This window comes from Streptomyces sp. NPDC050704 (assembly GCF_040654355.1).
GTDB lineage: Bacteria > Actinomycetota > Actinomycetes > Streptomycetales > Streptomycetaceae > Streptomyces.
On the sequence record NZ_JBFAHW010000010.1, the window covers coordinates 1 to 12,326 of the forward strand.

Consider the following 12,326-nt stretch of genomic DNA (forward strand, 5'->3'; position numbering starts at 1 on the left):
CGTCCGGCGTTTGAGGACGAGGCCGTTCAGGCCGATAGGCGGGGGTCTGGGGGCGCAGCCCCCAGGGATGGGACGGGTAGGGGCGGCGGGGGCGAAGGGAGCCCGTGTCAGACGAGGCGTACTGGCTTTTCGGGGCGTATGCCCAGGTGGCGGAGCCAGGCTCGGAGGGGGGTGGGGTCGCCGTCCTCGATGAGGCTCAGTACTCGCGGGCCCAGGTCGACGGAGCGTTCGCCGTCGATCAGGAGGGACGGGCCGTCGAGCCAGTCGAGCCCCGGAGTCGCGCCCGCCGTGTCCATCGCCGCACAGCAGACCATCGCCGTCACATGGTCGGCCAGCAACTCGCGTCCGGTGCGCGGCGGTTGCAGAGGGAAGAGCGGCAACGTGCCGTCGTCCCAGAGAGCGGTGTCGGGACCACCCTGACCGGCGGACCCGGGCGGCGGCGTCGACGGCTCGGCCGGCACCGCGGCCTCCTCGCGCGCCAGCTCCGCACTGAGCCCGGCCGCCAACGCCGCACTCCGCTCGGTCTCGCGCCCACCGTCTTCCTCGTACTCGACCTCGGCCCCAGCCATGACCAGGGCGGCATCGGCGGCCGCAGCATCAGCCGTGACGGCAGCGGCAGCGGCAGCGGGGTCATCGTTCGCGGTCGAAGCTTCCCGGGCTTCCTCGTCCTCCCGGTCCGCCGGTTCGGCGCTCCCGTGGTCCCCCGGTCCCGTCAGGTGATCCAGTACCCGGGCCAGCGTCGGCCCGACCCGGTCCGAGTCCTCCCGGCCGGAACCGGAGGAACGGCTCACGCCCAGCGCGTCCAGCACCCGATGGAGCCGGGCCGCGTCCGTACGCCACTTCCGGTCGACGACCTCGTCCGGATACTCGTCCCAGTCGACCGGAGCCCAGTCGGGCCCGGACTCGGCCGGCCCGCCGTGGAAGAGGCGGGCCGCCAGCAGGGAGGCCGCTTCGTCGACCGCGCCGGGCTCCTCCAGGAGGTCGCAGGCGGGACGCTCGCCGAGCCGGGAGGCGAAGCCCTCGGCGAGGCGGTCGCGGCGGGAGAGTTCCGTGAGGGCCGCGACGACACCCGCGTCGAGGCGCGACGGCCACCGGCCCATCCGCCACGCGGGCAGCGCGACCCGGGTGAGGAGCCGGTCCCAGCCCGCGTACGCCAGCCCGACCTGCTCCTGGGCGACGATCCGCAGGCCGTAGTCCACAGCCTGTGCACGCTCCGCCGCCGCGGCGGCCACTCCCCGCTCCATCTCCGCCGCATGCCCCCGGCAGCTGCGCAGCAGGAGTCGCGCGACCCAGCCGACGGCTCCGAGCACCGTGCGGACCGGGCGACCGCGGGTGGGCGCCGACGTCACCGCCACCGCCGCGTCGAGCCCCCGTACGAAACGCCGGGCCGCGGCTATGTCGGGGTGCGCGGAGGGCCCCGTACCGGCGACGACCGGGGCGAGAACCGCGCGCAGTTCGCCGACCCGCATCCACCACAGGAAGGGCGAGCCGATGACGAGGACGGGCGCGGCGGGCGTACGACGGTGGGCCGGTCGCAGGCCCCGTACGCCCTGTACGCCCTCTATCTCGTCGCGGGACTCCGTCCGGGGCGGGCCGTGGGCCGGATGGGTGCGGTCCTCCAGCCAGCTGTCACAGTCCGGGGTGAGCGCTATCGCGGAGGGCGCGGGCACCTCCAGGCGGTCGGCCAGGTCCCGCACCATGCGGTACAGGTCCGGTGCCGACTCCTCGGCGATCGGGACCGTCGGGCTCAGCGCGGGCCGGGCGCGGGCCACCACCAGGGCGATGGCGGCCGCGAAGACGAGGACGAGCAGGGCGAAACCGGTCACGAATCTGCGTACGAGATCCCAGCTCCCGCCGTCGATCTGGCCCGTGGATCCGCCGACGAGCAGCACGACGGCGACGGCCGCGGGCAGCAGGGCGACGGCCAGCGCCCTGCTGCGGATGCGCAGCACGGCGAGAGCCCGGGAGCGCGCGGACTGCGCGCCCACCTCCACACCCATACCTGACACGACCGGTGCCACCCCCTTATTGCCCGCCCGGCGCGTGCATACCCAGCCACCGCCGGCAGACGTCCATGGCGTTGCTCACTCCCCCACTGTGGCACCCATGACTGACATCGCAATGCCGGTGGGCCAAGTGCCGGAACGCTTGCGCCGCACCCTAGTTGGGGCCCCGGCCGTCGTCAGCCGGATGGGGGATCGGTCACTCGATGGAATGGCTTTGGGGAGAGCTGGCTGACGAAAAGGCCCCGAATCCTGTGCTGGATTCGGGGCCCGAGGGTGCCGCGTGGTGGACGATGGCGCAGGTGGCGTGGCGTAACCGAGGGTTACGCCTGGGCTGCCTCCGCGACCTTGGCCGCGATGTCCGTACGGTGCTGGGAGCCGTCGAGGCGGATGCGGTTGACGGCCGTGTAGGCGCGTGCGCGGGCCTGGGTGAGATCCGTACCGCTGGCCGTGACGGAGAGTACGCGGCCGCCCGCGCTGACGATCGCGTCGCCGTCCCGCCTGGTGCCCGCGTGCAGGACGTACGTGTGCGGGGCGTCCTTCTCGGCCACCTTGTCGAGACCCTCGATGGGGTCTCCGGTGCGCGGGGTGCCGGGGTAGTTGTGCGAGGCGATGACCACCGTGACGGCCGCGTCGTCGCTCCAGCGGAGCGGTTCGAGGTGGGCGAGGGTGCCGTCCGCCGCCGCGAGGAGGAGGCCGGAGAGGGGGGTCTTCAGGCGGGCGAGGACGACCTGGGTCTCGGGGTCGCCGAAGCGGGCGTTGAACTCGATGACCCGTACGCCGCGCGAGGTGATCGCGAGACCGGCGTAGAGGAGGCCGGAGAAGGGGGTGCCGCGGCGGCGCATCTCGTCGACGGTCGGCTGGAGGACGGTCTGCATGACCTCCTCGACCAGCTTCGGGTCCGCCCACGGGAGGGGCGAGTACGCGCCCATGCCGCCGGTGTTCGGGCCCTCGTCGCCGTCGAGCGCCCGCTTGAAGTCCTGGGCGGGCTGCAGCGGGACGACCGTCACGCCGTCGGTGATCGCGAAGAGGGAGACCTCGGGGCCGTCGAGGAACTCCTCGATGACCACGCGGTCGCAGGCGTTGGCGTGGGCCCGCGCCGCTTCGAGGTCGCCGGTGACGACGACGCCCTTGCCTGCGGCGAGGCCGTCGTCCTTCACCACGTACGGGGCACCGAAGGCGTCGAGTGCCTCTTCGACCTCGGCGGGGGTCGTGCAGACGTATGAGCGGGAGGTGGGTACGCCCGCTGCCGCCATGACTTCCTTGGCGAAGGCCTTGGAGCCCTCCAGCTCGGCGGCCTCCTTCGACGGGCCGAACACCGGGATGCCCGCTTCGCGGACGGCGTCGGCAACGCCGGCGACGAGGGGGGCCTCCGGGCCGACGATCACCAGCTCGGCGCCGAGGTCCGTGGCCATGGCGGCCACCGCCTTGCCGTCGAGGGCGTCGACCTGGTGCAGCTCGGCGACCTCCGCGATTCCCGCGTTGCCTGGGGCACAGTGCAGCGCGGTGACGTCGGGGTCGAGGGAGAGGGAGCGGCACAGGGCGTGTTCGCGGGCACCGCTGCCGATGACGAGGACGTTCACGGGGGTCAGCCTAGCTTGGGGGTGCCTTTGGTGGTTGGGCGGCTGTTGGGTGCGGGGGTCTCCGGGGTTGAGCCGTTGTCGGGTGCGCGTTCGGTGGGGGCTGGGCCGTTGTTCAGTGCGGGTTCGGTGGGGGCTGGTCGCGCAGTTCCTCGCGCCCCTTAAAAGTGCGCCTGCCGGTTTGTGGGTGGGTGCGGGTTCGGTGGGGGTTGAGCGCGCCGTTCCTCGCGCCCCTTGAAGGTGCGGCTGCGGGTGGTGGGTGGGTGCGGGTTTGTGGGGGTTGAGCGCGCCGTTCCTCGCGCCCCTTTAAAGCGCGCCTGTCGGTTTGTGGGTGGGGCGGGGCCGCGACGGGACATCCGATCGCCGCTCTCGGGTCGTTGGGTGGGGGCAGCTTGCCGCGGCGATCGGACATCCCGACACGGCCCCTCGCGCCGGACCGCGGGTGCGGGTGGTGGGGGGGTTCGGTTGTGGGGTGGCGTACGGAGGGGGCCCGGCGTGTGGGCTGCCGCGTGTCGGGGCGCTCGAGGGCACCTCGCAAGGGGGGACCTCGCATGGGGGGACCTCGCATGGGGTGCGGCAGCTTCGCTACTCGTTTGAGAACTCCTCCAGCACCGTTGCTCCCAGTTCGCGGACGATCAGTTCGTGGCCCGAGAGTGCTGACTCGTCGAGGTCGGGGTCGTCGTCCTCCGGGGTGTCGTCCTCGGGGGAGATCGGGGGCGGTTCGGGAGCTGCGGGGCGGGGTGGGGGTGAGGGGGCCTGGGAGGAGGTGGGCGCGGGACCGTTCTGAGGGGTGGTGGCAGTGGACCGGGGGGCCGGAGCCGCGGGTTGCTGCGGGGCGGGGCGCGGGGCGGGCGGAGCGGCGGCGCCCCCCGTGCCGTAACCGCCCCCGAAGCCGGTCGTGGGCGGCGGTGCCGAACCGCCACCCGACGCGTCGACGATCGCCTCGACCTTCCACTGCACGTTGAACTGCTCGGACAGTGCCTGCCGCAGTACTTCCTCGCTGCCGCTGCTCGCGAAGTTGTCCCGCGCGCCCGCGTTGACGAAGCCGATCTGGAGGGTCGTGCCGTCGAAGCCGGTCACCTGCGCGTTCTGGCTGAGCAGGATCCAGGTGAAGCGGCGGCGGTTCTTCACCGCCTCCAGGATGTTCGGCCACAGCATGCGGGGGTCGGGCCCACCGCTCGGCGGGGCGGAGAGGGGGGCGGGGGCGGGCGCGGCATTGGCCGGAGGAGGGGAGGCGGGGGCGGGAGTGGGCGCCGGTGCGGAGGGGGTCGGTGAACCGGGTGCCGTCGGAGGCTGGGTCTGGCCGCCGCCCGCCGGGGTCGCGGTCGGCCATCCGCCGGGGCGGCGGCCGCTGCCCGCGGCTGTGGCGGTGGGCCAGGCGCCGGGGGCGGCCCCGGCCGCGGGGGCCGTCGGCGGGGCCGATGCGGGAGGAGTGGCCGGAGTCTGGGACTGGGCAGGAGCGGGTGGCTGCTGGGGGGCCTGGGCCTGGGCCTGGGCTTGAACAGGAGCGGGAGTGGTGGGGGGCGGCGCCGGCATGGCTGTGGGCGGGGGTTGGGCCGGGCCGGGGCCCGGGTCGGTGCCGGGGGCCCCTGCTCCCCGTACCGCGGCCCGAGCCGCAGCGGGTCCGTTGCCCGGCTGGACGGGCGGGACCGAGGCGGGGGGTGCCTGGCCGGCGCCCTGCGTCCCGGTGTGGGCTTCGGGCCCGGGTGCGTATCCCATGGCGGGTCCGGCCGCCGCACCCGCGAAGTTCACGCCTCGCTCGATGCGGTCGAGCCGGGCCATGACGGAACGCTCGTCGCCGTACGCCGCGGGCAGCAGCACGCGCGCGCAGATCAGCTCCAGCTGGAGCCGGGGCGAGGTGGCGCCCCGCATCTCGGTGAGCCCCTCGTTGACGAGGTCGGCGGCGCGGCTCAGCTCGGCCGCGCCGAACACGCCGGCCTGGGCCTGCATCCGCTCCACGACATCGGAGGGGGCGTCGATGAGCCCCTTCTCACCGGCGTCGGGCACCGCCGCCAGAATCACGAGGTCCCGCAACCGCTCCAGCAGGTCGGCGACGAAGCGCCGGGGATCGTTGCCGCCCTCGATGATCCGGTCGACGACCTCGAAGGCCGCGGCACCGTCACCCGCGGCGAAGGCCTCGACCACCGAGTCGAGCAGCGACCCGTCGGTGTAGCCGAGCAGCGAGGTGGCCATGGCATACGTCACGCCCTCCTCACCGGTCGCCGCCAGCAGCTGATCCATGACGGACATGGAGTCACGTACGGACCCCGCGCCGGCTCGTACGACGAGCGGCAGAACGCCGTCCGCGACGGGGGTGCCCTCGCGGCCGCACACCTCGGCCAGGTACTCCCTCAGGGTCCCCGGGGGCACGAGCCGGAACGGGTAGTGGTGCGTCCTCGACCGGATGGTCCCGATGACCTTCTCGGGCTCGGTGGTGGCGAAGATGAACTTGAGGTGCTCCGGCGGCTCTTCGACGACCTTCAGCAGTGCGTTGAAGCCCGCCGACGTGACCATGTGGGCCTCGTCGATGATGTAGATCTTGTACCGGCTGGAGGCGGGCCCGAAGAAGGCCTTCTCGCGCAGGTCACGGGCATCGTCCACACCACCGTGCGAGGCGGCGTCGATCTCGATGACGTCGATCGACCCCGGCCCGTTCCTCGCCAGGTCGCGGCACGACTGGCACTCGCCGCAAGGGGTCGGCGTCGGTCCCTGCTCGCAGTTCAGACACCGCGCCAGGATTCGCGCGCTGGTGGTCTTCCCGCAGCCACGCGGACCGCTGAACAGGTACGCGTGATTGACCCGGTTGTTCCGCAGCGCCTGCTGCAACGGGTCGGTGACATGCTCCTGCCCGATGACCTCGGCGAACGACTCCGGGCGATAACGGCGGTACAGCGCGAGAGACGACACGCATACGAGGTTATAGGCGCCCACTGACAACGAGGACCGCCCGCCGGGCCTTCCTTCGCCACCCCACCGCAGGACCGCCCCCCGACGCCCCGCAAACGCAAGCGCCCCCCACGCACCCGCCAGAGCCAACCTACCCTTGCTGCCTTCCGGCCCTGGGGGAGTTCAGTCAGATAGCGCCACGTGAGGGGCTGCGCACAGGCTACAGGATCTGAGCGGGAGGAACGAGTTCGCGAGCACTCCTCAACGTCTTGTATTGTTTGCGGCGGAGGATTCGCCTAGTGGCCTAGGGCGCACGCTTGGAAAGCGTGTTGGGGGCAACCCCTCACGAGTTCGAATCTCGTATCCTCCGCCAGTGCCTCACCGGGCACGATGTCGAAGGGCCCCACCGCTCGCGGTGGGGCCCTTCGACGGTTCCGCCGGCCTCCACCATGATCCGGTCGTCTTCAGCAGCGCCGTACTTCCCGGTGCCTTCGCAGCCGCGGCGGGTGAGCCGTCGATCTGGACAAGCCGTCGACGCCTCCCTGCCGGCGCTCACCGCCGGTCTGCACCACCAGCGCCAGGATCTGCTCTTCGTCGCCCTGCGCTTCATCCGCCGCTGACAGCCGCATCATCACCACCGAACACACCATCGAACGTCTCAACGACGTCTGAGCTGTCCTCAACGAACCCGGCATGTAGTGGATCTGCCTCAACGACCTCCACTCCGCCTCTCCCCTTCGACGGCCAAGGCGACCTGTCGCGAAGCCGCACCGAAGAAGCCATGCGCGACTACCCCCACCCACGTCTTCAAGTACCGCCTGACCTCAGATCAGCACATGCGCCAGGACCACGACGCGGCGCTCGACTGCATCGCCGGCGCTCTGCGTCACCTGCCCGCGCTCAGCAACCGCGGCAGCCACAAGTTCCGGCACGAGCAGTGCCTCAGCAAGTGCGACGTCATCGTCGAAGGTCGGCTATGGGTCAGCCTCGACACCGAGTACCGGTGCCGACTGGAAAAGCGGAAGCAGGACCGCAGCCGGTTCCGGTGGAGCGTCAGGACCTTTGGCGCGAGGTTGCTCCGGCGGTGCTTGGTGCCCGGGCCTCGTGGCCAGGTCGGGCGCCCGATGGCACCCCGTAAGGCACCTCACGAGATATACTTGACTCCACATTTGATATCAGGGAGGCGCACATGAGCCGGACGGTCATCGACCTGGACGACGACCTGGTCGCGGATGTGGCGAAAGCCCTCGGGACGAGCACCAAGAAGGAGACCGTCAACACCGCTCTTCGCGAGGTGTTGGAGAGCCGACGTCGTGCCCTGGCTCTCGCCCGGCTGCGGGCCACGGCGGGCGACGGCGCATTTGATCTGGAGCTGTTCGAGACCAAGGAGAACTACCGCCGGTGAACGCGGCCCAGTTCCTGATCGACACCAGCGCACTCGCGCGGTTCATGCGCGGGGACGCGGAGCAGTACGGCTGGGACCAGGCCGCCACAGCTGGACTGATCGCGACCTGCCCTGTCACCGAACTCGAGTTCTTCTACAGCGCACGGTCGGCCGCCGATCGGGCGCACGGCATCGAGGACATGCGGCTGATCTTCGGCTGGGTTCCCGTCGACGACCGCGCCTACGACCGCGCCTGGCAGGTCCAGGAAGCCCTCACCAAGCAGGGCAGACACCGAAGTGCCGGAGCAGTCGATCTGGTCGTCGCCGCGACCGCTGAGCTGCAGGGACTCACCCTGCTCCATCGCGATCACGACTTCGAGTGCATCGCCGCAGTGACCGGGCAAGCCCTCCAGTGGTACGGCCCGACACACGGCAAGTAGGTCAGCAGTGGTTGCAGTGCTGGTTGCGTTCGCCGCCGTACAGCATCGTTCAGAAGCCCCACCCGGGTCGGCTGCACCGCAGGTCAGGACGTTCCCGTACACCCCAGAACCCCCAGACGAACATTTGGGAAGCGTGTTGGGGGCAACCCCTCACGAGTTCGAATCTCGTATCCTCCGCCAGTGCCTCACTGGGCACGATGTCGAAGGGCCCCACCGTTCGACGGCTCCCAGAGCGCGTCTCCGACCTGGAGAAGACGCGCTCGTCCGCCGTCCGGCGCGGGGCTTGGTCTTCCGCCCGCAGGGGGCGTCTCTCCTGTACCGCTGGTGCCGCGAGAACACCCCTTCGCCCTGGCCACCGTGATCCGGGTCAGCGGCAGCGCATCCTTGCCACCGGGCACCGCACTTGGCCAGGACGCTCGTTCGATACACGTTCTTCTACGCCGAGCGATCCTCTCGGCGCGGCTTTCCAGGCCGGCCGGTGATCCCGGGCGAGGTGATGGCCGGAGCGGGGATCTTGCGACCTTCGGCGTGTTCGTCGGCCGGAGCATCCGAAGCTCACCCGGTGGCGAGGTCCCCCAGTGCGTCGCGTTCCAGGGCGGCGGAGGCCGCGACGACGCCGCCCATGATGGCGCCGCTGACGCCGGCCGACGCCACGTCCTGGCCGGTGAGGAGGAGGCCGGGGACGTGGGTGTGGGCGCCGAGGTCACGCAGGGCGAACCGCTGCGGGGTGTGGGCGAGGCTCATGAAGTCGCCCCTCTCCCTGCCGAGGAAGTGGTTGTAGCTGAGTGGCGTCGCCAGCTCGGTGTGGTCGATGCGGCCCTGCAACTGAGGGCAGAAGCGGAAGACCTGGCCCAGTAGTTCCTCGGTCAGCCTGTCCTTGAGTTGCTCGTAGTCGGCACCTCTGCGCATCCACGCGCTTCCCGCGTAGGGCTCGAACAACGACCAGGTGGTCAGCCCCGCGATGTCGATGGTGGTGCGTCCCGGGTACCGGCTTTCCCACGACGGGTCCCGCACGGACGGGAAGGTGAGGAAGTACGTCGGCATGGCGCGGTGCTCGGGGTCGGCCTCGAACGCGGCTATCCCGCCGTCGATGTCGGGGCCGGCGTGGGCCCAGATGTTGGCCGGATCCAGGTCGAGCCGGTCGCCGGATTCCCGGATGCCGATGTTGAGCATGGCGTACGTCTGCGAAGGGCCGATGGCGCGCAGGGAGTCGACGAGCCGGGCGGGGGCGGGACTCTGGTCCGGCAGCAGCCGGGTCAGGGTGTTGAGCGCACCGGCGTTGCTGATGACCAACGGCGCCCGGAAACCCCTTCCGTCCGCCATGAGGACTCCGCGGGCCGAGCCCTTGGCGTCCAGCTCGACGGTCGCGACGTCCGCGGAGATCAGGACGGCTCCGCCGGCCGCGGTGATGACATCGGTGGCCGTCTCCGCAAGTCGCGCGGAGCCTCCGACGGGGAAGTTCGCGCCGTCGATGTAGTGGCGGATGAGCATGGCGTGCATGCCGAACGAGGCGCGGCCGGGGGCGAGGGAGTAGTCGCCGTAGTGGCCGCTGAGCACCGCGCGCAGCTCCGCGTCGTCGGTGAGGTCGGTGAGTACCTCGGTGACCGTCCGGTCCGCGTACGAGCGGAAGGGTGCGGCCAGGTCGTCGTACAGGGCGTCTGCCGCGGAGGGCGGGAGGCTGCGGTGGGCCAGGTAGGGGCGGGCCGCGCGGTTCGCCGCGTGGACCATGTCGACGTACTGGTCGATGGCCCCGGACTCAAGGGGGAAGTACTCCTTCATCCGGTCCTTGAACCGCTGTACACCGGACCGGTACTCGTACTCCCGGTCCCCGATGAAGACCCGGTTGTACACGTCCGGCATGGGAGCCCACTCCAGCTTGCCGCCGCTGATGTGGTCGAAGATCCGGCGCAGGCCGCTGGTGGGCCGGTGTACGTCGCCCATGTAGTGGAGCCCGGCGTCCCATTCGTATCCGGCGCGTCGGAACGTCTGGGTGGCGCCGCCCGCCGTCGAGTGCTTCTCCAGCACGAGCACCCGTTGTCCGGCCCGGGCCAGGAAGGCGGCCGCGGTCAGACCGCCGATCCCCGATCCGACGACGATCGCGTCCCATGCCCGGCCGGCCGTACTGCGGTGGTAGCTCTCACCGATACTCACGCGGCACCTTTTCATCTGACTTCGGTAAACAGTAGTCAGCATAGGATGGCGGATAGACTCGAGCAACACACAGGGGAGGAACACACGGGAGAGGAACACGTGAGCGACGCAGCCGGAGCAGCGCCTGAGGGCCACCTGGAACGGTGGCAGCGGGGCGCGTGGGACATCGAACCCGACTCGATCAACCTCGCCCTGCAGTCCCTGAGCCCGCGGACCACGGGCGTGATCATCAGGGAGGCCTTCTACGGCACACGCCGCTTCGACGACTTCGAGCGCCACTGCGGCATCAGCCCGAGCGTGCTGTCCGCCCGCCTGAGGGACCTCGTCGCCGACGGCATCCTGGAGAAGACCCGCTACCGCGCCCCCGGTGCGCGCGGACGCGACGAGTACCGCCTCACCGACAAGGGCCGCAGCCTGGTGCCCATCCTGATCGCCCTGAACGACTGGGCCGAGCAGTGGATCGTCCCGGCCGGCGCCGCCACGGTCTCCTTGCTCCACCGCGACTGCGGTAGCCCGGTCCGGACGGTGGTGACCTGCGCCTCCGGGCACGAAATCACCGCGCCCGGCCAGGTCTCGGCGGTCCCGGGCCCCGGGGCGAAGCCCGCGTCCGTGACCGATTGACGACTGACTGACGACTGATTGACCGGCGCACGGCGGTGAGTAGGGGTGCGGGGAGATATCACGCCGAGCCGGGTCAAGGAGCAGTGGACGAGCCGGCGGGGCCGCGAGATCGAACCTCTCGCCCGGGAATCCCTCGCCGCCCTCTCCCACGCTGCGGGGCGCCTCGTTTATCCCGCATCAACCATTTGCGTATGCGGGGGTCCCAGTGTGCTCTTACGTAACCTCGGAGTCCGACCGTGGGGGACATTTTGCTGCGGATCCACTTCACCGGCCAGGACCTGGAGAACATCAGGATCGCGCGGAGCCCCGATCCGCTCTGGGAGATCGTCTGCAGCCTCTGCCGCCTGCAGACGAAGGAGGGCGCCCCCGTCTTCGATCCGTGGCGGCGGGAGGTCCGCGGACGGCTGAGACGCGATGGCCCGACCCGCCGGGCCGCGGTGGCGCTGCGCAGCCTGGTGCCGCACTCCGCGTACATCCCGGACTTCCTGACTCCGCCCGTCGAGGGCGAGAGCGTCAGCCTGCGGGACGGTATCGACCGGGTGCTGCTGACGCCACGACGCCAACTCCGCCACGAACTCGGCTTGTTGGCCTCATCGGGTACGAAGCCCTTCGCGGGTCCGGCGCTGGCACGAGGTGACGTGACGGCGCTGCGGCAGTTGGGAGGCTGGCTGCGCAGCTACCACGACGCGTTCCTGGAACCGGTGCGGAGCCGGATCGGCGCAGCCGTGAGCGCGGACGTCGCCTGGCGATCCCGCGCCCTGGTGACCGGTGGGACGCGAGCCCTGCTGGACACGTTCCGGCCGATGGCGGTGTGGCGGCCGCCGGTCCTCGAAGTGGACTACCCGGTCGAACGGGACCTGCACCTGGCGGGACGGGGCCTGCTGCTCGTGCCCTCGTACTTCTGCTGGCGGCGGCCGATCACCCTCGTCGACGTGTCCATGCGGCCGGTGCTGGTCTACCCGGTCGACAAGACGGTCGTCCCGGCATCGGCCACCGGCCCCGCGCCGCTCACCGGGCTGCTGGGCCCCACGAGAGCCGCGCTGCTCCACGAGGCGGCCGCGCGCGAATGCGGTACGACGTCCGAACTGGCGGCAGCGGTGGGCGTCTCCCTGCCCAGCGGGAGCCAGCAGTTGGCGGTGTTGCGGGAAGCGGGCCTGCTGACGAGCCGCCGGGCGGGCAAGCACGTACTGCACTCGGCGACGCCGCTGGGGCTCCGCCTGCTCGGGGGTCGATTTGGCTGAGGCCGAAGAGTGGTGCGCCG

General features: G+C 71.3%; 8 protein-coding genes, 1 tRNA gene and 1 other RNA gene. 5 read left to right on the forward strand and 5 right to left on the reverse strand.

All coding sequences use genetic code 11. From position 1 onward, the window contains the following. Positions 1–107: 107 nt before the first annotated feature. The 4 genes from AB0I18_RS07460 to ffs form a co-directional block, all read right to left on the reverse strand. Positions 108–2,000, reverse strand: coding sequence for a hypothetical protein (locus AB0I18_RS07460; protein WP_363104566.1), 1,893 nt, complete (start codon positions 1,998–2,000; stop codon positions 108–110). A 326-nt stretch (positions 2,001–2,326) separates the two neighbouring features. Continuing rightward, entirely contained in the window at positions 2,327–3,586 is a 1,260-nt protein-coding gene (gene purD / locus AB0I18_RS07465; RefSeq protein ID WP_363104429.1) for a phosphoribosylamine--glycine ligase, read from the reverse strand. Positions 3,587–4,168: 582 nt separating this feature from the next. Next, positions 4,169–6,490, reverse strand: a complete 2,322-nt coding sequence (locus AB0I18_RS07470; protein WP_363104430.1) for a DNA polymerase III subunit gamma and tau — start codon at positions 6,488–6,490, stop codon at positions 4,169–4,171. A gap of 94 nt (positions 6,491–6,584) precedes the next feature. Beyond that, positions 6,585–6,683: signal recognition particle sRNA small type (gene ffs / locus AB0I18_RS07475), an RNA gene on the reverse strand. Positions 6,684–6,754: 71 nt separating this feature from the next. Here ffs and AB0I18_RS07480 point away from each other — a divergent pair. The 3 genes from AB0I18_RS07480 (at position 6,755) to AB0I18_RS07490 (ending at position 8,293) form a co-directional block, all read left to right on the forward strand. Further along, a tRNA-Ser gene (locus tag AB0I18_RS07480) sits at positions 6,755–6,842 on the forward strand. 816 nt (positions 6,843–7,658) lie between these two features. Continuing rightward, on the forward strand, positions 7,659–7,874 hold the full coding sequence (locus tag AB0I18_RS07485; RefSeq protein ID WP_363104431.1) for a type II toxin-antitoxin system VapB family antitoxin: 216 nt from the start codon (positions 7,659–7,661) through the stop codon (positions 7,872–7,874). Further along, positions 7,871–8,293 (forward strand): PIN domain nuclease, encoded by a 423-nt coding sequence (locus AB0I18_RS07490; protein WP_363104432.1) that lies wholly within the window; start codon positions 7,871–7,873, stop codon positions 8,291–8,293. Before AB0I18_RS07485 ends, AB0I18_RS07490 begins: the two co-directional genes overlap by 4 nt. A gap of 555 nt (positions 8,294–8,848) precedes the next feature. Here AB0I18_RS07490 and AB0I18_RS07495 read toward each other — a convergent pair. Then, entirely contained in the window at positions 8,849–10,444 is a 1,596-nt protein-coding gene (locus AB0I18_RS07495) for an NAD(P)/FAD-dependent oxidoreductase (RefSeq protein ID WP_363104434.1), read from the reverse strand. A gap of 99 nt (positions 10,445–10,543) precedes the next feature. Between AB0I18_RS07495 and AB0I18_RS07500 the strand changes: the two genes are divergently transcribed. Both AB0I18_RS07500 and AB0I18_RS07505 read left to right on the forward strand, forming a co-directional pair. After that, positions 10,544–11,065, forward strand: coding sequence for a helix-turn-helix domain-containing protein (locus AB0I18_RS07500; protein ID WP_363104436.1), 522 nt, complete (start codon positions 10,544–10,546; stop codon positions 11,063–11,065). Positions 11,066–11,301: 236 nt separating this feature from the next. After that, entirely contained in the window at positions 11,302–12,306 is a 1,005-nt protein-coding gene (locus AB0I18_RS07505) for a helix-turn-helix domain-containing protein (protein WP_363104437.1), read from the forward strand. Positions 12,307–12,326 lie beyond the last annotated feature (20 nt).

Bases quoted from the DNA above. Each gene is read 5' to 3' on its own strand.
- AB0I18_RS07460 (WP_363104566.1), bottom strand. From the start codon at position 2,000: ATGGGTGTGGAGGTGGGCGCGCAGTCCGCGCGCTCCCGGGCTCTCGCC.
- AB0I18_RS07485 (WP_363104431.1), top strand. From the start codon at position 7,659: ATGAGCCGGACGGTCATCGACCTGGACGACGACCTGGTCGCGGATGTG.